The organism is Streptomyces luteireticuli (assembly GCF_041519305.1).
GTDB lineage: Bacteria > Actinomycetota > Actinomycetes > Streptomycetales > Streptomycetaceae > Streptomyces > Streptomyces luteireticuli.
Map to the genome: position 1 here is coordinate 3,756,512 of NZ_CP167927.1, position 21,802 is coordinate 3,778,313.

Sequence of the window (21,802 nt, forward strand, 5' to 3'; positions counted from 1 at the left end):
CCTCCCGGGGCCCTGCCATACTTACGTTGCCGTAGGTTACGGAACCGTAGCCAGCCCCCGACCCCCACGAGGGAACCCCATGACTGCAAGCCCCGACGTGCTCGAAGACGTGCCGAAGGTCCAACAGGGCCCGCTCCCTTCCGCCACGCTGGGTGGTGACAGCAAGCGCTCGATCGAACAGATCACCCTGCTGCTGTTCATCACCGTCCCCTTCGTCGCGCTCGTCGCCGCGGTACCGCTCGCCTGGGGCTGGGGGGTGAGCTGGCTGGATCTGGGGCTGATGACGGCGATGTACTTCATTGGCTGCCACGGCATCACGATCGGCTATCACCGTTACTTCACCCACGGCTCGTTCAAGGCCAAGCGACCGCTGCGGATCGCCCTGGCGGTGATGGGGTCGCTGGCGGTCGAGGGGCCCGTGGTGCGCTGGGTGGCGGACCACCGCAGGCACCACAAGTTCTCGGACGCCGAGGGCGATCCGCATTCGCCGTGGCGGTTCGGCGAAACGATCCCGGCGCTGATGAAGGGCCTGTGGTGGGCCCACGTCGGCTGGATGTTCGACGAGGAGCAGACTCCGCAGCACAAATACGCCCCGGACCTGATCAAGGATCCGGCGATCCGGGCGGTCTCCCGCCAGTTCGTGCTGTGGACCACGGTCTCGCTGCTGCTCCCCCCGCTGGTGGGCGGCCTGGCGACCTGGTCCTGGCAGGGGGCGGTGACGGCGTTCTTCTGGGGTTCGCTGGTCCGGGTGGCCCTGCTGCACCATGTGACGTGGTCCATCAACTCGATCTGCCACGCGGTGGGCAAGCGGCCCTTCAAGTCGCGCGACCGCTCGGGGAACGTGTGGTGGCTGGCGATCCTGTCCTGCGGCGAGTCCTGGCACAACCTGCACCACGCCGACCCGACGTCGGCCCGGCACGGGGTGCTGCGGGGGCAGATCGACTCCAGCGCCCGTATCATCCGCTGGTTCGAAAAGGCCGGATGGGCGTACGACGTGCGCTGGCCCAAGGCTGACCGCCTCGCGGCCAAGCGCAAGGAGAACAGGGAGAAGGAGGGTGCCGCGCACGCGGCATGATTGACGGCGTGGCGATCGACAGCAAGACCACCGGTAAGAAGGACCAGAACCCCGCGTCCGGGACCAGACGCACCCGCCGGGTGCGGATGACCGGCGCGGAGCGCCGCGAGCAGTTGCTGGACGTCGGTCGCACACTCTTCGCCGAGCGCGGCTTCGAGGGCACGTCGGTCGAGGAGATCGCGGCGAAGGCCGGGGTCTCCAAGCCGGTGGTCTACGAGCACTTCGGGGGCAAGGAAGGGCTCTACGCGGTCGTCGTGGACCGCGAGATGCGGCAGCTGCTGGACATGGTCACGGGGGCACTGACGGCGGGCCACCCGCGGGAGCTGCTGGAGCAGGCGGCGTTCGCGCTGCTCGACTACATCGACTCCTATACGGACGGCTTCCGGATCCTGGTCCGCGATTCGCCGGTGGCGCAGTCGACGGGCACGTTCGCCTCGCTGATCAGCGACATCGCGACGCAGGTCGAGGACATCCTGGGCCTGGAGTTCAAGGCCCGTGGCTTCGACCCGAAGCTGGCGCCGCTGTATGCGCAGGCGCTGGTGGGGATGGTGGCGCTGACGGGCCAGTGGTGGCTGGATGTGCGCCGGCCGAAGAAGGCGGAGGTGGCGGCGCACTTGGTGAATCTTGCGTGGCATGGGCTGGACGGGCTGGAGCCGAAGCCTCGGCTGGTGGGGCATCGGCGTTCTTAGCGCCGGGGCGCCGTCGGCCCCGGGGGGTTTTGGTTTTGCCCCTGGCCCGCCCTTTCACCGTTTCCCCGGGGGAGACCCCCGGACCCCCATTCACCCTTCGGGCGAAGTCCTCAAACGCCGGACGGGCTGGTTTCCGCGCGGAGCGCGGCGAGAAACGGTGAAAGGGCGGGACAGGGGCAAGCTCACTCCTTGACCGCCACCGCGAAGATGCGGCGGAACGGGAAGACCGTCCCGTGCGGCCCCGCCGGATACGCCTCGCGCAGCAGAGCCGCGTAAGCCGCCACGAACTCCTCCCGCTCGGCGGGAGAGTCGGCCAGCGCCGTCAGAACGGGGCGCAGACCCGTCCCCTTGAGCCAGTCGAGGACCGGGTCCTCGCCCGACAGCAGATGGCAGTACGTCGTCTCCCACGCGTCGACGGCCAGGCCGAGGGATGCCAGGCGCTCCAGATAGCCGGCCGGGTCCAGGACGCGGAGCGGGCCACGGAGGACGCCGTCCAGGCGGTCCCGCCAGCGGGGCGACGCGCACAGGTCGTGGAGCAGCACGTGCGAGGGCGAGTCGTGGTTGCCGGGGACCTGGAAGGCGAGGACCCCGCCCGGGGAGAGCGCCGCGGTCCAGGCGGCGAAGGAGTCCGCGTGACCGGGCACCCACTGGAGCGCCGCGTTGGAGACGATCAGGTCGAGCGGGCCGATCGGGGCCCAGTCCCCGGCGTCCGCCCCGGCGAAGGTGATCCGGCCGCCGCCGCTGGTGCGGCCCGCGTGCGCCTGGGCGTCCCGCAGCATCTCGGGCGAGTTGTCCAGCCCGGTGATCAGGGCGTCCGGCCAGCGGTCGGCGAGCAGGGCCGTGACGTTGCCGGCGCCGCAGCCGAGGTCGACGATGCGGGCGGGGCCGCCGGCCGGGAGGTCGGGGACGCGGGCCAGCAGGTCGAGGAAGGGGCGGGTGCGGTGACCCGCGTGACGCAGATACTGCGCGGGGTCCCAGGTGGTGGTGTGCGGCATGGTGGTCCTCCCGTGGAGCGGCGGGCGTGCTGCCGGCCCTCCCGCCAGCATCCCTCTCCATATATCTTGACGTCAAGAGACTCCATGTCGACAGACCCACTACACTGATCCCATGGAGGACGAGGTCGATCGGCTGGTCGCAGCGTGGCGCCGGGAGCGCCCTGACCTCGACGTGGAGCCGCTGGAGGTGCTCAGCCGGGTCAGCCGGCTCGCCCGCCACCTCGACCGCGCCCGTCGACTGGCCTTCGCCGAGCACCAGTTGGAGCCCTGGGAGTTCGACGTACTGACGTCGCTGCGCCGGGCCGGGGCGCCCTACCAGCTCTCCCCCGGGCAGCTACTCACCCAGACCCTGGTCACCTCGGGCACCATGACCAACCGCATCGACCGGCTCGCCAAGAAGGGCCTCGTCCGGCGCGAGCCCGACCCCAACGACCGGCGCGGCGTGCTGGTGCGGCTCACCGAGGAGGGGCAGGACCGGGCGGACGAGGCGCTCGCCGGGCTGCTCGCCCAGGAGCGCGCGATCCTCGCCGAGCTCTCCACCGCCCAGCGCCATGAACTCGCCGGACTGCTACGCCAGTTGACCGCCCCGTTCGACAACGTCCCCGGCTAGGTCCACCGGGCCGACCCCGGCGCGGCGGGCCAGCGCCACCGCGGCGAGCGTGGAGTGGACCCCGAGCTTGCCCAGCACGTTCTGCATATGGGTGCGGACCGTGTGCGGGGAGAGGTAGAGCCGCTCCGCGACGGCCTTGCGGCCCAGCCCGGCCACCATGCAGCGGAGCACCTCGCGCTCGCGCGGGGTCAGCGACTCCACCAGCCGCTCGCTCTCCGTGCGGTGCTTGCGCGCGGCCGTGAGCTCCCGCAGCACGCCGGTGAGCAGCGCGGGCGGCAGATGCGTCTCGTCCCTCAGCACCCCGCGTATCACCGCGAGCAGGCGCGAGAGCGAACAGTCCTTGGCGACCCAGCCGCCGGCGCCCGCCTGCAGCGCGGCAGCCGCCCGCCGCGGGTCGTCGCGCTCGGCGAGGACCACCGTCCGCACCCCGGGGTGGCCCGAGCGCACCCCGGCCACCAGCGAAATGCCGTCCACCGCACCGCCGCCGTCCGGCCCCGGGCCCTGCCGGCCGGGAGGCCGCCGCTGCTCCGGGACCCGGGCGGCCTCCACGGCCACCGTGCCCAGATCGGCGTCGATCAGCAGGACGTCGAAGCGACGTCCTTCCACCGCCGCGCGCTCCAGCGCGCGCAGCGCAGCCGGCCCGCTGCCGGCCGCCGAGACGTCCACGTCCTGCTCCGCCGCGAGCGCGGCGGCGAGGGACTCGGCGAAGATGCGGTGGTCGTCGACGACCAATACCCGAATGCGTGCCACAACCACCCCCAAATCCGGGGAGGCGCGCAGTGCGGGTACGGCGCCCGGTACGGGCGTCGTCCCGGCGCACGGCCGCCGCCGCACTCCGACAACTACCCCGCCCCGGGCGTCGTACCTGCCTGTCTCGCCCCCTGATCGGCGCCGGCCCCCACCGACGCTCTGCTCAGCGTACGGCCGGGGTACGACAACGGAAGCCGATTCGCAAAACTGCTTGACCCGGATGTTTATGGTGAGCTTTCTGTTCAGTATTGAGGCGGCGAACGACGCGGAACGACGCGATGTGACGCACGGATGGCCCAAGCGGCATGACGGCGCAGGTCAGTTGGGAAGCCCTCGGTTCACAGGTCGCGCCGCGCCCCGTCCCCCGGGGTCACGGCGAACACCCGCGGCGGCCGGCGCCCCCCGGCCGCGAAGGCCGCTTCCACCTCCCGCGCCACCCCCGCCGCGGCCGCCTCCTCCGTCAGCACCACCGCGGAGCCGCCGAAGCCGCCGCCGGTCATCCGGGCGCCGAGCGCCCCGGCCCGGCACGCCGCCGACACCGCCAGGTCCAGCTCGGCGCAGGAGACGGCGAAGTCGTCGCGGAGCGAGGCGTGTCCGGCCGTGAGCAGCTCCCCCACGGACCGCGGGTCACCGGCCTCCAGGCGGGACACCACCCGGCCGACGCGCATCTCCTCCGTCACGACGTGCCGCACCAGCGGCCGCAGCGACGGCTCCAACTCTCCGAGCGCACCGTCGAGTTGCGAGGGGGCGAGATCGGCCAGCAGCCGCAGTCCGAGCGCCCGCGCGCCCGCCTCGCAACCGGCGCGCCGCGCCGCGTACGCGCCGTCCCGCAGCGCATGGACGGCCCGGGTGTCCACGACCAGGAGCCGCAGCCCATGCGCCACGGGGTCGAACGGGACCTGCCGCAGGGCGAGATCGCGGGTACGGAGGTGCAGCACGTGGCCCGTGGTGCAGCAGGCGGCGGCCGTCTGGTCCATGATCCCGCAGGGCACCCCGGGGAAGGCGTGCTCGGCGTCCCGTGCCAGCAGGGCCAGTTGGCGGCGGTCCGCCTCCTGCCCGGCGAGCCCGGTCAGGGCCAGCGCCACGGCCAGCTCCAGGGCCGCCGAGGAGGACAGCCCGGCGCCCAGCGGCACATCCGTCTCCACGTGCACGTCCGCCCCGCCCGGCCCGTACCCGGCCCGGCGCAGCGCCCAGGCGACGCCCGCCGGGTAGGCGGCCCAGCCGCGCACGGAGCCCGGCACCAGCCGGGCGACGGCCAGTTCGGCGGGCCCGCCCGGGGCGTCCGCGGAGTGCAGCCGCAGCAGCCCGTCGGCGCGGGGCGCGGCGGCCGCCCAGGTACGCCGCGGCAGGGCGAGGGGCAGGACGGAGCCGCCGTTGTAGTCGGTGTGCTCACCGATGAGGTTGACGCGTCCGGGCGCGGACCAGACGCCCGCGCACGCGGTGCCGAACACCGCGCGGAAGGCGTCCGCGACGCGCCCGGCGCGGTTCAGCGGACCTCGCCCTCCCCCGGCCGGCGCGCGAAGTCCCAGGCGTCCGCGATGATTCCGGCCAGGTCCGGGCGGCGCGGCCGCCAGCCGAGGACCTCCCGGGCCCGCTCGGCGGAGGCCACCAGCACGGCGGGATCGCCCGCCCGGCGGGGGCCGGTGCGCCGGGGGATCGGGTGCCCGGTGACCCTGCGCGCGGTCTCGACGACCTCGTGGACGGAGAAGCCGTTGCCGTTGCCGAGGTTGCACACCAGGTGCTCGCCGGGCCGGGCGGCGGCCAGGGCCAGCAGATGCGCCTCGGCCAGGTCGGCGACGTGCAGGTAGTCGCGGACGCAGGTGCCGTCCGGGGTCGGGTAGTCGTCCCCGTGGACGGCGATCTCCGGCCGCTCGCCGAGGGCGACCCGCAGGACGAGCGGGACCAGGTGCGACTCGGGCTCGTGCCGCTCGCCCCAACGGCCGTGCGCCCCGGCCACGTTGAAGTACCGCAGTGAGACGCCGGCCAGCCCGTGGGCCGCGCACTCGGCGGCGATCATATGGTCCACGGCCAGCTTGCTGGCACCGTACGGGTTGGTGGGGACGGCGGGCGCGTTCTCGGTGACCGGCACGGTCACGGGCTCGCCGTAGGTGGCGGCGGTGGAGGAGAAGACCAGGGTGCGCACGCCCGCCGCGCGCATCGCGTCGAGCAGGTCGAGCGTCCCGCCGACGTTGTTGCGCCAGTACTTCTCGGGGTGCGCGACGGACTCGCCGACCTGGGAGCAGGCCGCGAAGTGCAGCACCGCGTCGTACGAGCCGTCCAGATGGCGCGCCACGTCCTGGATGCGCCCCTCGATGAAGCACGCGCCCTCCGGAACGGCGTCGCGGTGGCCGGTGGAGAGGTCGTCGAGCACGGTCACGGTGTGCCCGGCCGCCAGCAGATGGGCCGCGACGACGCTGCCGACATAGCCCGCACCACCCGTGACCAGGCACTTGCTCGTGTTCATTCGCTTGCTGCCTCTCGCAGTCGCTCGGCCGCGGCCTCCGGCGGCACATCGTTGATGAACACGTTCATGCCGGATTCGGAACCGGCGAGGAACTTGAGCTTGCCGGGAGTGCGGCGGACGGTGAAGACCTCGAGGTGAAGGCCGTACTCCGCGCGCAGCGGGTGGCGCACGGGGGCCTGGTGCCAGCCGCTGACGTACGGGGTGGGCGGCGCCCCCGGCCCGAAGAGCCGGTCGAAGCGGCGCAGCAGCTCGCGCTGGAGGCCCGGCAGCTCGGCACGGGCGGCCGCGCCGAGGGCGGTCAGGTCGGGCACCCGCCGCCGGGGGTGGAGGTGGACCTCGTACGGCCAGCGGGCCGCGTACGGCACGAACGCCGTCCAGTGCTCCCCGGAGAGCACCATGCGCCGCCCGTCGGCCTCCTCGGCGGCCACGACGTCGTCGAAGAGGTTGCGGCCGGTGCGCCGGCGGTGGGCGACGGCGGAGGCGAGGACGCGCTCCGTGCGCGGGGGGACGAACGGGTACGCGTAGATCTGCCCGTGCGGATGGGCGAGGGTCACGCCGATCTCCGCGCCCCGGTTCTCGAAGCAGTAGACCTGCCCGATGCCGGGGAGGGCGGACAGCTCCGCCGTGCGGTCCGTCCACGCGGCGAGGACGAGGGCGGCCCGCTCGTCGTCCAGGGCGGCGAAGGAGCCGTCGTGGTCGGCGGTGAAGCAGACGACCTCGCAGCGGCCGGGCCCCGCGAAGGCGGGGAAGCGGTTCTCCAGGACGACGACCTCGTAGTCCGCGGCCGGGATCTCGGTGGGCCGGCCGTCGCGGGAGGGGCACAGCGGGCAGAGGCCGGTCGGCGGATGGTAGGTGCGGTCCTGGCGGTGGGAGGCGATGGCCACCGTGTCGCCCAGCAGCGGATCGGTGCGCAGCTCGGTGCCGCGGCCGGCCGGGGCGAGGGGGCGCGGGTCCGCGGCGTCGCGGGCGGCGCCGTCCCGGGTGTCGTAGTAGAGCAGCTCGCGGCCGTCCGCGAGCCGGATCGCGGTCTTCCTCACGCCCTCGGCTCTCCTCACCGGTGCCTTCCCACCCCGCGCTTCACACGGAACCATGGGGCAACAACTCGGTCAACCGTGAACGAGGGGTCTCCATGGGCGACTTGCACGACCCGCACGACCCGCACGGCACCCACGGCCTGGCCGAGGGGCTCCGGCTCCCCGTCGACGGCCTCGACTACGCCATCCTGGCCCTCTACTTCGCCGTCGTCCTGGGCGTCGGCTGGGCCGCCCGCCGCTCGGTGCGCACCAGTCTGGACTTCTTCCTGGCGGGCCGTTCCCTGCCCGCCTGGGTCACCGGTCTCGCCTTCGTCGCCGCCAACCTCGGCGCCACCGAGATCCTGGGCATGGCCGCCAACGGCGCCCAGTACGGGGTCTACACGGTCCACTGGTACTGGATCGGCGCGATACCCGCCATGGTCTTCCTGGGCCTGGTGATGATGCCGTTCTACTACGGCTCCGAGGTGCGCTCCGTGCCGGAGTTCCTGCTGCGCCGCTTCGGACCGTCCTCGCACCTGCTGTCGTCGGTCATCTTCGCCGTCTCCTCGGTGCTCATCGCGGGCGTCAACCTCTACGCGATGGCGATCGTGCTCCAGGCGCTCCTCGGGTGGCCGCAGTGGGTGGCCGTCGTCGTGGCCGGTTTCTTCGTCCTCGCCTACATCACCCTGGGCGGCCTGTCCTCGGCCGTCTACAACGAGGTTCTGCAGTTCTTCGTCATCCTGGCCGCGCTGATCCCATTGACGGTCGTCGGCCTCGAACGGGTGGGCGGCTGGGGCGGGTTGAGCGACCGGGTGACCGAGCGGCGCGGCGGGGACTTCCTCACCGCCTGGGGCGGCACGGGCATCGGCCACGCCAACCCGCTGGGCGCGAACTGGCTCACCATCGTCCTGGGCCTCGGCTTCGTGCTGAGCTTCGGCTACTGGACGACCAACTTCGCCGAGGTGCAGCGGGCCCTGTCCGCGAAGGACCTCGGGGCGGCCCGGCGCACCCCGCTGATCGCCGCGTTCCCGAAGCTGCTCATTCCGCTGGCGGTCGTGGTGCCGGGCCTGATCGCCCTCGCGGTGGAACCGGCGCTGGGCGCGCCCGGCAGCGGGCTCAGCTACAACGACGCGATCCCGGTCCTGATGCGCGACCTGCTGCCCAACGGGGTGCTGGGGCTGGCCGTGACCGGGCTGCTCGCGGCCTTCATGGCCGGGATGGCGGCCAACGTCTCGTCCTTCAACACGGTGTTCACCGGCGACATCTGGGCCGCGTACGTACGGCCCGGCCGCGACGACGCGTACTACCTGGCTGCCGGGCGGGTGATGACCGTGCTCGGGGTGCTCGCGGGCATGGGGACGGCGTTCCTCGCCGCGTCCTTCTCCAACATCATGAACTACCTGCAGACGCTGTTCTCCTTCTTCAACGTCCCGCTGTTCTGCGTCTTCGTCATCGGGATGTTCTGGCGGCGGACCACCGCGGCGGGCGGCTTCTGGGGGCTGCTGTCCGGGACCGTGGCGGCGATGGTCCACTACTTCGTCCTCTACCGGCAGGGCATCGTGTCCATCCCCTCCGACCAGGGCGCCAACTTCGTCTCCGCTATCGCGGCGTTCGCGGTCGGCGCGCTGGTGACGGTCTCGGTCTCGCTGTTCACCGAGCCCCGGCCGGCGGCCTCGCTGGCCGGGCTGGTCCACGGCATGCGCCCGGCGGACGGCCCGGCGGACGACGGCGCCTGGTACCGCCGGCCGGCCGTGCTGGGCTGGGGCGCCGTGGCCCTCGCCGCCCTCTGCTACGTGCCCTTCTCCTTCTGACCGGCGAACCCACCGGGGAGCGTCATGAACGACCGCAAGGGGCCCGCGCGGCCCTTCGACATCCGCCTCGTCATCGGCGGGCTGTTCACCGTCTACGGCGTCGTCGTCACCGTCGCCGGGATCACCGCCTCGGACGAGGACCTGGCCAAGGCCCAGGGCATCAACATCAACCTCTGGACCGGCCTGGGCATGCTCGCCCTCGGCGTCCTCTTCCTGGCCTGGCTCAGGCTCCGCCCTGCCGCCCCACCACGCCGCGGGGAGGAGCCGGACGGGAAGTGACCGGAACGCCGCCCGCGGCCCGGTCCAGCAGCCCCGTACGGGCCGCGAGGGCCGCGGCCTCCAGCCGGGAGCCGACCCCGAGCTTCATCAGGACGCGCTGGACATGGGTGCGTGCCGTGCTGGGTGCTATCCCCATGCCGGCGGCGATCAGCCGGGTGTCCTCGCCCTCGGCCACCCGCACCAGCACCTCGACCTCGCGCGGGGTCAGCAGCTGGAGCAGCCGGGCGCCCTCGTCGTCCGGCTGGGCCGCCGGGTTGAGCAGCTCGGTGAACGCGCCCTGGAGCAGCTGGGGTTCGACCGCCGCCTCGCCCGCGCGGGCCTTGAGCATGGCCCGCTCGACGCCCTCGATGCGCTCGTTGTGCCGGACGTAGCCGGAGGCGCCGGCGGCGAAGGCGGCCGCGATGCCCAGCGGGCTCGGCACCGGGCCGAGCACCACGACGGCGACCTGCGGACGCTCCCGTTTGATCCGGACGACGGGCTCGAACGCGCCCGGCTCGGCCGGGGCCGCCGTGCCCAGCAGGCACACTTCGGGCGCCCGGCTCACCACCAGATCGGCCGCGCCCGCACTCGGCGCGGCCGCCGCCAGGACCCTGTGCCCGCGCAACTTCAGCGCCGAGGCGAGGGCCTCGGCCAGCAGTCGGTGGTCGTCGACCACCATGAGCCGCACGCCCATAGCGCTGCCCCCCTGTCGCCCGCGTACGTCTCTGTGTCGTCGACGCAGTCACGCTTCGAAGTCACGCTTCTCACGTCGCTACGTCTCTTTGTCGCCTGTTGCCTCCGGAAGCTACACGCTTGTTCGACGTTCCGCTCCCCCTACTCGTGAGAAGTCCCCCGGAATGCCGAAATCCCTGCCAATCACGTGTACTTCGCGTCTGAAACGGATCGTTCAGGCATGTACGCGCGATGGACAGGGATACGGCGCCGAGCGTTCGCCAAATGATCAGCGGTGCGTCAACCGGTCGTCAACCACGATCACCCGGCCGGGCGGAGGCCCGGTCAGCCGGTGCCCCAGATCATGGCGATGTACTCCTTGCCGTCCGCGAACGGACTCGGCTTGTGGACGTAGTTGCGGCCCAGATAGAGCCGGTCCTGCGCCCAGATGGCCTGCTCGAACTGCGGCGAGATCTGGCTCTCGGTCTTCTGCGTGGCGAGCGGGTTCTTCAACAGCTCCTGCGCGGCGAAGGAGTTGGGGTCGATCCGGACGACCGAACCGCCCGCGCGCCAGTTCGCCGTCCGGTACACGATGGCCGCGCCGTCCTTGTCCGTGCCGATCGGCACCATCGTGGAGCTCACCCGGCCGTCGGCCTTGCCCTTCGACCGGCCGTTGGACAGGTCGAACGCCACGATCTCGTTGACCCGGCCGACCTCACCGGACTTGCCGGTCTGGTGGTCGTCCGACGGCAGGTAGAGGGTGTCCTTGGAGACGACGAGCTTGGAGCAGCCCTCCACACCGGTCGAGGGGCAGCGCGGGACGAACTTGCCGTTCTCCGTGGCGATCTTGCTGCGCAGCTTGCCGTCCTTGCCGCTGTCGTCGATCGCCATGAAGTCGGAGACGCCGTTGCCCGTGTGGTCACCCGCGTTGACGCCGATGACCAGCGGGTCGGTCGACGCCACGTGCACATAGTCCAGCCCGCTGGGCACCTTGAAGGTGGACTTGGGCAGGCCCGTCGCCGGGTCCAGCGTCTGGACCTTCATCTGCGGGTGCTCGTAGTCGCCGCAGCGCTGCACCGCGACGAGCTTGTTCCCGCCGCCGTAGCCGTCGTCCCGGCAGGAGTCGTCGGCCTTGGGCTTCCACAGCTCCTTGCCGTCCAGCGACCAGGCCGCGCCGCCGCCGAGACCGCCCGCGGCGACGGTGCCGCCGCCGACGGTGACCTCGGCGAACGTGACGTCCTTGTCGCCGAGTCTGACCGACTTCTGCCACAGCTTCTTACCGTTGTTCAGGTCGAGCGCGACGACCTGGTTGCACGGCCCGCCGTACGGCTTGCTGTCGCTCGGCGGGAACTGCGAGACCAGCACGGCCGTCTTGCCGTCGGCGGTGACGTGCTTGGGCGCCCAGCAGATGTCGCCGTCCAGCGGGATCTCCCACTGCTTGCCGCCGGCCGGGCCGTAGCCGACGACCTTGTCGAGGTCGCCCTTGGCGAAGACCTTGTCGGTGACCCACATGCCGGCGGCCGGCCGGCTGCTGTCCTTGATCTGCGGCTGCTCGGCGCCGAAGAGGAACTTGCCCTCCTTGGCCTTGCCGGGGTCGTCGGCGCCCTTGCCCTTGTCCCCCTTGTCGCCGTTGCCGCCCTTGGTATCGGTCGCGGTCCTGGCCTTGTCGTCCTTGCCGTCGTCACCGCCCTGGACGGCGTACCAGAGGCCGCCGCCGACGAGGAGCGCGAAGGCGGTGACGGCGCCGATGACGACGGCCGTGCGCTTCTTGTTCTTCGCCGGGGGCGGGGGCGTCTGCGGGCCCTGCGGGTACGCGCCTTGCGGGTACCCGCCCTGCGGATAACCGCCCTGCGGATATCCGGCCGGGTAGCCGTAGCCGCCGGGGGGCGGCGGGGGCGCCTGCGGATAGCCGTACGCGGGGCCCGCCGGGCCGCCCATGGGGGGAGCGGCCGGGGGCGCCGGCGGGGCGGGTGGCGCTGCCGGAGGCGCCGGCGGCACCGGCGGGGCCGGGGGCGCCTGCGGCGGCTTGCCCGGTGGCCGGGGCTGGGGCGGCATGGCGGGAGGAGCCCCGAAACCGGGGGGCTGGTCCTGGGGAGCGCCGAAGCCTTGGGGGGGCTGGGGCGGCTGTGACATCAGCTTTCCTCATTTACGCGCGGAACCCACAGGCCCGGGCGGCCTCCCCCGCGATCCCGGTGACGCCACGGCGCCGGCCGGCGCACGGCACCCTCCCGGGAAGGAGCGCATCGGGTGCGGATCCCGCCGGTGAGCGGCACGTGAGCGGGTGTTCTTTGTATCACCCGCCGATACGGCGGGACGGGTCGCTCGTGGGTGCCCGGGGGAGCCGATACCGGGCTGTGACGAGACTGTTGTGAGGGGGTTGTGCCGCGTGCAGGTGTACGGGGGTTGATGCTCCCCGGAGGGAGCGCCCCCGCGCCGTCGCCCTACACCTCCTCCGCCAGCTCCAGCCAGCGCAGCTCCAGTTCCTCCCGCTCCCCCGCCAACTCCCGCAGCTCCGCGTCCAGCTTGGCCACCGCCGCGAAGTCCGTCGCCTGCGCGGCGATCCGCTCGTGGAGCCTGGCCTCCAGCTCGCTCACCTTGTCGAGCCGGCGCTCGATCTTCTGCAGCTCCTTCTTCGCGGCCCGCGCGTCCCCGGCGGACTTCGCGGGCTTGGCGGCGGCGGGCGCCGGCGCGGGGGCGGCGGCGCTCAGCACGGCCTCGCGCCGCTCCAGGTACTCGTCCAGCCCGCGCGGCAGCATCCGCAGGAAGCGGTCGCCGAGCAGGGCGAACACCCGGTCCGTCGTGCGCTCCACGAAGTACCGGTCGTGGCTGATGACGACCATCGAGCCGGGCCACCCGTCGAGCAGGTCCTCCAGCTGCGTCAGCGTCTCGATGTCGAGGTCGTTGGTCGGCTCGTCGAGGAAGAGCACGTTCGGCTCGTCCATCAGCAGCCGCAGCAGCTGGAGCCGGCGGCGCTCACCGCCGGAGAGGTCCCCGACCGGCGTCCACTGCTTCTCCTTCGTGAAGCCGAACTTCTCGCACAGCTGCCCGGCCGTCATCTCCCGGCCCTTGCCGAGGTCGACGCGGTCGCGCACCTGCTGGACGGCCTCCAGCACCCGCATGGCCGGGGGGAGTTCGGCCACCTCCTGGGAGAGGTAGGCCAGCTTCACGGTCTTTCCGACGACCACCTTGCCCGCCGCGGGCTGCTTCTCGCCCTCCGAGCGGGCCGCCTCGGCGAGCGTGCGCAGCAGCGAGGTCTTGCCGGCGCCGTTGACGCCGACGAGACCGATCCGGTCGCCCGGGCCCAGCTGCCAGGTCAGGTGCTCGATCAGCACCTTCGGGCCCGCCTGGACGGTGACGTTCTCCAGCTCGAAGACCGTCTTGCCCAGCCGGGAACTGGCGAACTTCATCAGCTCGGCGTTGTCGCGCGGCGGCGGCACGTCGGCGATCAGCTCGTTGGCCGCCTCGATGCGGAAGCGCGGCTTGCTGGTGCGCGCCGGGGCGCCGCGCCGCAGCCAGGCGAGCTCCTTGCGCATCAGGTTCTGCCGCTTGGCCTCCTCGGTCGCGGCGATCCGCTCCCGCTCGGCGCGGGCGAAGACGTAGTCGCTGTAGCCGCCCTCGTACTCGTGGACCGCGCCGCGCTGGACGTCCCACATCCGGGTGCAGACCTGGTCGAGGAACCAGCGGTCGTGCGTGACGCAGACGAGCGCCGAGCGGCGCGCCCGCAGATGGCCGGCGAGCCAGGAGATGCCCTCGACGTCCAGGTGGTTGGTGGGCTCGTCGAGGACGATGAGGTCCGGCTCGCCGATCAGCAGCTTCGCCAGGGCGATGCGGCGGCGCTCGCCGCCGGAGAGCGGGCCGATGACGGTGTCCAGGCCCTGCGGGAAGCCGGGCAGGTCGAGCCCGCCGAACAGCCCGGTGAGCACGTCGCGGATCTTGGCGTTGCCCGCCCACTCGTGGTCGGCGAGGTCGCCGATCACCTCGTGCCGGATGGTGGCGGAGGCGTCCAGCGAGTCGTGCTGGGTGAGGACGCCGAGCCGCACATGGCCCGCGTGGGTGACGCGGCCCTTGTCGGCCTCCTCCAGCTTGGCGAGGACGCGGATGAGGGTGGTCTTGCCGTCACCGTTGCGGCCGACCACGCCGATCCGGTCCCCCTCGTTGACGCCGAGGGAGACGCCGTCGAGCAGCGCACGGGTGCCGTACACCTTGTCGACGGCTTCCAGATTGACCAGGTTGGCTGCCATGGGGACAGGACTCCTCGCATCGGATACCCCTCCAGGATCCCACGGCTTCAGAACCCCCCGGACTGGCCCCCGGCCGCCTCCACCGGCCGGACGCGCAGCACGGCCCACGCGGGCAGCAGCGTCGCGGCGAGGGTGACGGCCACGGCGCCGGCGACGACGCCGAGGTAGACCGTGACCGGTCCGTAGGGCAGGACCCGGTCCGAGGCGGAGAGGGAGAACGGGACGAGCGCGGCGGCCGCCGCCAGCGTGCCCAGGACGACCCCGGCCAGGGCGGTCAGGCTCCCCTCGACCGCCATCATGCGCAGCAGCTGCCCCTTGGTGGCCCCTGTGAGCCGCTGGAGCGCGAACTCCTTGCGGCGGTTGCCGACGGCGACGGCCGTCGAGTTGACGACCGAGAGGCCGGTGTAGACGACGAGCATGCCGACGACGAGGTAGTTGACCCAGGCCTGGGTACGGGTGTCCGCGGCGTGCCCGGCGGCCAGCGCGTCCCGGTCCTGGACGGCCAGCCCCGGGTGACGTCCGGCGAAGCGGGTGAGCGCGGCCATGAGCGCGTCCCGGCCGGTGCCGTCGGCGGCGCGGACCATGATCTGCGCGGGGACGCCCCGGGTGGTGTGCGGGGCGAGCAGTTCGACGCTGGTCAGAGCCTGCTCGTAGCCCTCGCGGGCGGCGACGAGGGCGACCACCCGGACGTCCACGGCGGCGCCGTCGCCCAGCCGCAGCCGCAGGGTGTCCCCCACGCCGCGGTGGATCCGGCGGGCGAGCGGCTCGGGCAGGGCGATCGTGTCGCCGCGCAGCGCGGCCAGGCTGCCGGCGGTGACCTTCGCGCCGACGGTCCGTTCCGCGCCGTCCGCGCCGACGCCCCGCAGGGGCAGTCCACGCTTGCTCTCGGCGCCGTCGTGCGGGCTCTCGGTGTAACCGGTGCTCGTGACGTACGCGCTCGCGGCGCCGACCTCGGGCAGCCGGCGCACGGCCGCCGCCAGGGCCGGGTCCACGCCGGCGGGGGAGGTCAGCACGGCGTCGGCGCGCAGGCCGTCGGTGAACGCCTTCCCGGTGAGGGCGGCGGTGCCGGTCTGGAGGTAGATCATGCCGGTGGCGAGGGCGGTCACGAGCATCACCGGGGTGGCGACAGCGGCCGTACGGACCGGCGTGGCCCGGCAGTTGAGGACCGCGAGCCGGCCGGACGCGCCGGTGAGCAGGCGCACCGGCCAGTGCAGCAGCGCCGTCACGGCCCTGGTGAACCACGGGCCGAGCAGGGCGAGGCCGACGGCCGCGCACATCACGGTGGGCCCGGCGGTGCTCGCCGCTACCGGGCCGTGCAGGACCAGCGCGGTGACGATGCCCAGCGCGGCCGTCCCCGCCAGGAACAGCAGCCCCAGCAGCAGCCGTACGGGCGTGAACCACCGTTCCTGGACGGCGGCTTCGCCCAGCGCCTCGACGGGGCGGGCCGCCACGGCGCCCCGGGCGCCCAGGAGACCGCCGCCGACCGCGGTCAGCAGGAGCGCCCCGAAGGCGGGCATCGCCGGGATCCAGCCCTGCCGGAACTCCAGGGTCTCCGCGGCCATTCCGCTGTCCACCAGCGCCTCGAAGAGCCGACGGCCCGCGACGGGCCCGGCGAACCAGGCGGCGGCCGCCGCGAGGACGGCGACCAGCAGCGTCTCCCCGACGATCATCCGGCGCAGCATCCCCTTGCCGGCGCCGACCGCCCGCAGCAGGGCGAGCTCGCGACGGCGCTGCCGCGCGCACAGGCCGACGGTGCCGGCGACGACGAACACCGAGACGGCGACGGCGAGTCCGCCGAAGACGCCGGAGAGGGCGATCAGGTCCCCGGAGCCACGGACGGCCTCCGGATGCTCGACGGTGCCGCGGTCGTCGCCCGTGAGCACGGTCAGCCCCGGCAGGGCCTCCCGCACCCGCTCGCGCACGGCGGCGCGGTCCGCGCCCGGTCCGGTGACGATCGCGGTGTCGGCGACCGTGCCCGGGTGGGGGTCGAGGCGCTCGGCGTCGGCAGTGGCGAAGAACAGCGTGGGGCGCGGGACTTGACCGCTGCGGGCGATGCCGCTGAGGCGGTACGCGGCCGTCGCGCCCCCGCCGCGGGCGGCGATCCGTACGGTGTCGCCGACGCGCTTTCCGGTGCGGGCGGCGAGGCCCGTGTCCAGCACGACCTCGCCCGGGCGGGGGGCCGCGCCGTCGAGTCCGTACGGGGTGAGGGCGGCGGACTCCCAGCCGTGGGCCTCGGCCTTGCCCCCCGTCCCCGCCAGGACGACGTCGAAGGTGCGCTCGCCGACGGCCCGGCGGACGCCGGGCAGTCGGCCCGCCCTCTCGACCGACTCGGCCGGTATCCCGGCCCGTTCGGGGAGCACGGCCGCGTGCTTCTCCCCCGGCTGCCGGTATGTGCGCTCGCCCGTGACAAGGATCTGGGCACCCGCGAGGCGCTGCGGCGGCACGTTGTTGCGGATCCCCGTCTCCATGAGGCCGCCACAGGCCATGACGATGGTCGCGCCGAGGGCGAGGGCGAGGAAGGTGGCGAGGAATCCACCGGTGCGGTGGCGGAGCGAACGCCGGGCGAGCTTGCCGATCATAGGGTCGACGGTAGGGGCGGGGAGGGGGCTCGGCCCATGGGAGCAGCGGGTGTTGTGGGGGTGGGGGTAGCCCTACCCGTGGGGCGGGGTGATTTCAGCCCGTCCGGCGTTTGAGGACGAACGCGGCGCAGCCGCGTTGCCCCGCGCAGCAGCGCAAGAAACGGTGAAAGGGCGGGGCGGGGAGAAAAACCCCTAACCCGCCACCACCGTCGCCCCCTCCACCGGCCCCGCCGCCACCCGTACCGCCCGGCACGTCCCGGACGCCGACAGCGCCGCCGCCACCCGCTCCCCGTCCTCCCGGGACTTGGCCAGGAAGGCCGTCGTCGGGCCCGAGCCCGAGACCAGCGCGGCCAGGGCGCCCGCCTCGACGCCCGCCGAGAGCGTCGACGCCAGCGACGGCCGCAGCGAAAGCGCCGCCGATTGGAGGTCGTTGGAGACGGCCGCCGCCAGCGCCACCGCGTCGCCCGCGCGCAGCGCGGCGAGGAGGGCGGGGGAGGCGGACGGCTGGTCCGGCCCCGGGTCGGTGCCCGCGGCCGCCCGCAGCCGGTCGCACTCCCCGTAGACGGCCGGCGTCGACAGGCCCCCGTCCGCGACGGCGAAGACCCAGTGGAAGGTGCCGCCCGCCTCCAGCGGGGTGAGCACCTCTCCCCGTCCTTCTCCCAGCGCGACCCCGCCGATCAGGCTGAAGGGCACATCGCTGCCCAATTCTGCACAGATCTCCAGGAGTTCGGAGCGCGAGGCACCCGTGCCCCAGAGCGCGTCGCACGCCACCAGCGCGCCCGCCCCGTCCGCGCTCCCGCCGGCCATGCCCCCGGCGACGGGGATGTCCTTGTCGATGTGGATATGGACGTCCGCCTCGCGCCCGTACCGCCCGGCGAGGGCGAGGGCGGCCCGCGCGGCCAGGTTCGAGGCGTCCAGCGGCACCTGCGCCGCGTCCGGCCCGGAGCAGGTCACCCGCAGCCCGTCCGAGGGTGCGACGGTGACGCGGTCGTACAACGAGACGGCGAGGAAGACGTTGGCCAGCGCGTGGAAGCCGTCGGACCGCGGCCCGGCGACGGCCAGCTGGACGTTGACCTTGGCGGGCACGCGGACGGTGACGGACGAGGGCGACGACGCGGTCACGGGGAGCAGCTCCTCAAAAAGCAGTGCGGGATCAGTCCTGCTTGTTCTCGACGATCTCGTTCTCGACGATCTTGTTCTCGGCGATGGCCACGAACTCGTCGACCGTCAGCGACTCCCCGCGGGCCTGCGGCGAGACCCCGGCCGCGACCAGCGCGGCCTCGGCCTTCGCCGCGGAGCCCGCCCAGCCGGCGAGCGCGGCCCGCAGCGTCTTGCGGCGCTGGGCGAACGCGGCGTCCACGACGGCGAAGACCTCCGCCTTGGTGGCCGTGGTCTCGATGGGCTTCGCGCGCCGCACGAGCGACACGAGGCCGGAGTCGACATTCGGCGCGGGCCAGAAGACGTTGCGGCCGATGGCCCCGGCCCGCTTCACCTCGGCGTACCAGGCGGCCTTCACCGAGGGCACGCCGTAGACCTTGGAGCCGGGCGGGGCGGCCAGCCGGTCGGCCACCTCGGCCTGCACCATGACCAGGGTCCGCTCGATGCTGGGGAAGCGGTCGAGCATGTGCAGCAGCACCGGGACGGCGACGTTGTACGGCAGGTTGGCGACCAGCGCGGTCGGCGCCGGGCCGGGCAGCTCCTGGACCTGCATGGCGTCGCTGTGGACGAGGGAGAAGCGGTCGGCGCGGCCGGGCAGCCGGGCGGCGACGGTCGAGGGCAGGGCCGCCGCGAGCACGTCGTCGATCTCGACGGCGACGACCCGGTCGGCCGCCTCCAGCAGGGCGAGGGTGAGCGAGCCGAGCCCGGGGCCGACCTCGACGACGACGTCGTCGGGCCGTACCTCGGCGGTCCGGACGATGCGCCGGACCGTGTTGGCGTCGATCACGAAGTTCTGGCCGCGCTGCTTGGTCGGCCGCACCCCGAGGGCGGCGGCCAGTTCGCGGATGTCGGCGGGGCCGAGCAGGGCGCCGTTCTCGTCAGTGCTGGGGGAGCTCACCCGTGAAGTTTACGGCCGCACACGGGCCAGGGGCTCGCCCCCCGGCGTACGTAGAGCTTCTTGGCCCGGTGGGTCTGCTCCTCGGCCGGGGCGTCCTGCGGGCGGCCGTTGCCGCCGAGGGACTGCCAGGTGCGGACGTCGAACTGGTAGAGCCCGCCGTAGGTGCCGGACGGATCCACCGCGTCGGGCCGCCCGCCCGCCTCGCACTGGGCGAGGCCGTGCCAGTTGAGTCCCTCGGCGCCCTGGACGGTGGTGGGCACCGCCTTGGTGCCGACCTTGACGATCTGGGCACGGGGCTTGCGCACGATCTCCGAGGAGATCTTCTTGGGCTTCTGCTTGACGCCGTTGACCATGCGCAGCGCGTAGGTGATGCGTTCGAGGCCCGGCTCGCCGCGCTGGGCGACGACCTCGGTGCCCTTGGTGAGCGTGGGGTCGTCGTGGCGTTCGCTGGTGAAGTCGATCGGGACCTCGCGGACCTCCTGGCCGCCGGTGATCCTCATGATCGAGATCGTCTGGCCGTCGCGCGGGAAGCTCTCGGGGTCCACGGAGGCGGTGTCCTGCCCGTGGAGGACGATGCCGGCCTGCTGGATGGCCTCGCGGACGGTGGCGGCGTTGGTGCGCAGGGTGTGCTCGTGCCCGTCGGCCACGAAGGTGACCGTGCGCTCGGTGCGGACGTCCAGGTCCAGGCCGCGGCGGGAGATCGGCGCGGAGCGGGAGGCGGAGAGGTGGGCTCCCTCGGCGCGGACGCCGAGCTGGCGCAGGGCGCCGTCCACGGTCCGGGCGGTGGTCCACACCCGGCGCCGCTCCCCGTCGAGGGTGAGGGTGACCGGACGGCCGTAGCGGACGACGACGCGGTCGCCGGCGGCCAGGTCGTGGTGGCGGCCGGGGGCGACGATGTCGTGCTCGCCGACGGCCATGCCCTCGTCGGCCAGCAGTTCCTCGACGTCGTCGGCGAAGGTGTGCAGGGTGCGCGGCGTGCCGTCGACGCTGAGCTGGACGGCCTTGTCACTGGCGATGAAGGCGGAGGTGCCGCCGGCCAGGAAAGCGACGACCAGGGCCTGCGGCAGCAGGCGGCGCAGCGGGTCGGGGACGCTCCCGGCCCGCTTGCGGCGCGTCGCGCGGCGGCTGCCGGCGCGGCCGGGCCCGGCGGGCTCGCCGTAGAGGTCGACCGGCTGCTCCTCGTCGTAGCCGCCGAAGGGACCCGCCGGGAGGCGGTCCCCGGCGGGGGCCTCGAAGGAGGGCTCCGCGTAGGCGGCGGGGTCGTACGGGGAGTGGACGACGCCGGTCAGGACGTCCCCCGTCAGGACGTCGCCCGCGGGAACGCCGCCCGTCAGGACGTCCGCGGTGCCCATGGGCGACCCCGAGGACTGCCGGGGCACGTACGCCTCGTGGATCTCGGGGGCGCCATGGACCCCGTAGGACTCCTGGGGTCCGTACGCATCATGCTGCGGCGGTGCATACGGGAGGTACGACGGCGGCTCCGCCGCACCGAGGCGCGCAGCGTGGGGGCTGCCCTGCGGATGGCTCACGACACTCCACTGGGTCCGGGCTGACGGGCCAGGACTGTAGCGAAGCTTTGGTGACTCTCCAAAGTCCGATAGTCACACTGTGTCGTGATCCAGGAGTTAGTAGCGGAACGCCCGTGCGGTATTCGCGCCGACCGCCGTGGCCAGGGCGTCCTCGTCGACGCCCTTCACCGCCGCCATCGCCCGCAAAGTGACCGGAATGAGGTACGGCGCGTTGGGCCGTCCCCGGTAGGGCGCGGGGGTCAGGAAGGGGGCGTCGGTCTCGACGAGGATCCGGTCGAGCGGGGCGACGGCCAGGGCGTCGCGCAGCGGCTGGGCGTTCTTGAAGGTGATGTTGCCGGCGAAGGAGAGGTAGTAGCCCGCCTCGGCACAGACCTCGGCCATCGCCGCGTCGCCGGAGAAGCAGTGGAAGACCACCGTCTCCGGCGCGCCCTCCTCCGCGAGCACCCGCAGCACGTCGTCGTGGGCGTCCCGGTCGTGGATGACCAGGGCCTTGCCGTGCCGCTTGGCGATGTCGATGTGCCGGCGGAAGGAGTACTCCTGGGCGGCCACGCCCTCCGGCCCGGTGCGGAAGAAGTCGAGGCCGGTCTCGCCCACGCCGCGCACCGCCTCCAGCGCGGCCAGGGCGTCGATCTCCGCGAGCGCCTCGTCGAGGGCGGCCGTGCCGCCGGGTTCACGGACCCCCTGGCGCGACCAGCCGTCGGGGTCCCCGAGGACGATCCGCGGCGCCTCGTTGGGGTGCAGGGCCACCGCGGCCCAGACGTTCCCGTGCTCGGCGGCGGTCTTCGCGGCCCAGCGGGAGCCGGCCAGGTCGCACCCCACCTGGATCACCGTGGTCACCCCGACGGCGGCGGCCGCGGCCAGGGCCTCCTCGACGCTCGTGCCCTGCATGTCCAGATGGGTGTGCGAGTCGGCCACGGGCACGGCCAGCGGGGCCGGCGGCGGTGGAGGGACGTCCTTGAGGTCTTTCTTCTTCCGCTCGCCGTCCGCCGAGCCGCTGTTCCGTGCTGTCGCCGCCATGGTCGGGATTCTAGAGACCGGCCCCGGACCCGCCCCGGCCGGG

At 73.4% G+C, this 21,802-nt stretch carries 18 protein-coding genes; 5 read left to right on the plus strand and 13 right to left on the minus strand.

Annotation, left to right across the window (positions count from 1 at the left end; all coding sequences use genetic code 11):
- The first annotated feature begins 79 nt into the window (after nt 1–79).
- Nucleotides 80–1,075, plus strand: coding sequence for an acyl-CoA desaturase (locus tag AB8735_RS16500; protein WP_344023309.1), 996 nt, complete (start codon nt 80–82; stop codon nt 1,073–1,075).
- Entirely contained in the window at nt 1,072–1,764 is a 693-nt protein-coding gene (locus tag AB8735_RS16505; RefSeq protein ID WP_344023307.1) for a TetR/AcrR family transcriptional regulator, read from the plus strand. The genes AB8735_RS16500 and AB8735_RS16505 overlap by 4 nt, the downstream gene beginning before the upstream one ends.
- A 182-nt stretch (nt 1,765–1,946) precedes the next feature.
- Here AB8735_RS16505 and AB8735_RS16510 read toward each other — a convergent pair whose 3' ends face one another.
- Complete coding sequence (locus tag AB8735_RS16510; RefSeq protein WP_372408136.1) at nt 1,947–2,759, minus strand: trans-aconitate 2-methyltransferase; 813 nt, start codon at nt 2,757–2,759, stop codon at nt 1,947–1,949.
- Between the two features lie 112 nt (nt 2,760–2,871).
- Between AB8735_RS16510 and AB8735_RS16515 the strand changes: the two genes are divergently transcribed.
- Complete coding sequence (locus tag AB8735_RS16515) at nt 2,872–3,369, plus strand: MarR family transcriptional regulator (protein WP_344962663.1); 498 nt, start codon at nt 2,872–2,874, stop codon at nt 3,367–3,369.
- On the opposite strand, the gene AB8735_RS16520 is transcribed toward AB8735_RS16515, so the two are convergent.
- The 4 genes from AB8735_RS16520 to galT all read right to left on the minus strand — a co-directional run bounded on the left by AB8735_RS16520 (nt 3,328) and on the right by galT (nt 7,620).
- Nucleotides 3,328–4,119: a response regulator transcription factor gene (locus tag AB8735_RS16520; protein WP_344023301.1), complete on the minus strand. Its 792-nt coding sequence runs from the start codon at nt 4,117–4,119 to the stop codon at nt 3,328–3,330. The two genes, AB8735_RS16515 and AB8735_RS16520, sit on opposite strands and share 42 nt — an antisense overlap.
- A gap of 338 nt (nt 4,120–4,457) precedes the next feature.
- On the minus strand, nt 4,458–5,609 hold the full coding sequence (gene galK, locus AB8735_RS16525) for a galactokinase (RefSeq protein ID WP_372411859.1): 1,152 nt from the start codon (nt 5,607–5,609) through the stop codon (nt 4,458–4,460).
- Nucleotides 5,606–6,583, minus strand: coding sequence for a UDP-glucose 4-epimerase GalE (gene galE, locus AB8735_RS16530; RefSeq protein ID WP_372408137.1), 978 nt, complete (start codon nt 6,581–6,583; stop codon nt 5,606–5,608). The genes galK and galE overlap by 4 nt, the downstream gene beginning before the upstream one ends.
- A complete protein-coding gene (galT, locus tag AB8735_RS16535; protein ID WP_372408140.1) occupies nt 6,580–7,620 on the minus strand; it encodes a galactose-1-phosphate uridylyltransferase in 1,041 nt (346 codons plus the stop codon). Before galT ends, galE begins: the two co-directional genes overlap by 4 nt.
- A gap of 92 nt (nt 7,621–7,712) precedes the next feature.
- Between galT and AB8735_RS16540 the strand changes: the two genes are divergently transcribed.
- Nucleotides 7,713–9,407, plus strand: a complete 1,695-nt coding sequence (locus tag AB8735_RS16540; protein WP_372408142.1) for a sodium:solute symporter family protein — start codon at nt 7,713–7,715, stop codon at nt 9,405–9,407.
- A gap of 24 nt (nt 9,408–9,431) precedes the next feature.
- A complete protein-coding gene (locus AB8735_RS16545; protein ID WP_372408144.1) occupies nt 9,432–9,686 on the plus strand; it encodes a hypothetical protein in 255 nt (84 codons plus the stop codon).
- Here the strand turns inward: AB8735_RS16545 and AB8735_RS16550 are convergent.
- The 8 genes from AB8735_RS16550 to AB8735_RS16585 form a co-directional block, all read right to left on the minus strand.
- Complete coding sequence (locus AB8735_RS16550) at nt 9,631–10,359, minus strand: LuxR C-terminal-related transcriptional regulator (RefSeq protein ID WP_344023291.1); 729 nt, start codon at nt 10,357–10,359, stop codon at nt 9,631–9,633. The genes AB8735_RS16545 and AB8735_RS16550 overlap by 56 nt on opposite strands.
- A gap of 323 nt (nt 10,360–10,682) precedes the next feature.
- Nucleotides 10,683–12,275, minus strand: coding sequence for a PQQ-binding-like beta-propeller repeat protein (locus tag AB8735_RS16555; protein ID WP_372408145.1), 1,593 nt, complete (start codon nt 12,273–12,275; stop codon nt 10,683–10,685).
- Between the two features lie 503 nt (nt 12,276–12,778).
- The gene (locus AB8735_RS16560; RefSeq protein ID WP_372408146.1) at nt 12,779–14,578 is read right to left on the minus strand and encodes an ABC-F family ATP-binding cassette domain-containing protein; all 1,800 of its coding nucleotides are present in this window, start codon (nt 14,576–14,578) and stop codon (nt 12,779–12,781) included.
- A 47-nt stretch (nt 14,579–14,625) separates the two neighbouring features.
- Nucleotides 14,626–17,157, minus strand: coding sequence for an ABC transporter permease (locus AB8735_RS16565; RefSeq protein WP_372408148.1), 2,532 nt, complete (start codon nt 17,155–17,157; stop codon nt 14,626–14,628).
- Nucleotides 17,158–17,349: 192 nt separating this feature from the next.
- The gene (locus AB8735_RS16570) at nt 17,350–18,279 is read right to left on the minus strand and encodes a 4-(cytidine 5'-diphospho)-2-C-methyl-D-erythritol kinase (protein ID WP_372408149.1); all 930 of its coding nucleotides are present in this window, start codon (nt 18,277–18,279) and stop codon (nt 17,350–17,352) included.
- A 31-nt stretch (nt 18,280–18,310) separates the two neighbouring features.
- Entirely contained in the window at nt 18,311–19,213 is a 903-nt protein-coding gene (gene rsmA, locus AB8735_RS16575; protein ID WP_344023279.1) for a 16S rRNA (adenine(1518)-N(6)/adenine(1519)-N(6))-dimethyltransferase RsmA, read from the minus strand.
- Nucleotides 19,210–20,742 carry a ubiquitin-like domain-containing protein gene (locus tag AB8735_RS16580; protein ID WP_372408152.1) on the minus strand — a complete coding sequence of 511 codons (1,533 nt, stop codon included), beginning with the start codon at nt 20,740–20,742 and terminating at the stop codon, nt 19,210–19,212. The genes rsmA and AB8735_RS16580 overlap by 4 nt, the downstream gene beginning before the upstream one ends.
- A gap of 96 nt (nt 20,743–20,838) precedes the next feature.
- Nucleotides 20,839–21,759, minus strand: a complete 921-nt coding sequence (locus AB8735_RS16585) for a TatD family hydrolase (RefSeq protein WP_344023275.1) — start codon at nt 21,757–21,759, stop codon at nt 20,839–20,841.
- Nucleotides 21,760–21,802 lie beyond the last annotated feature (43 nt).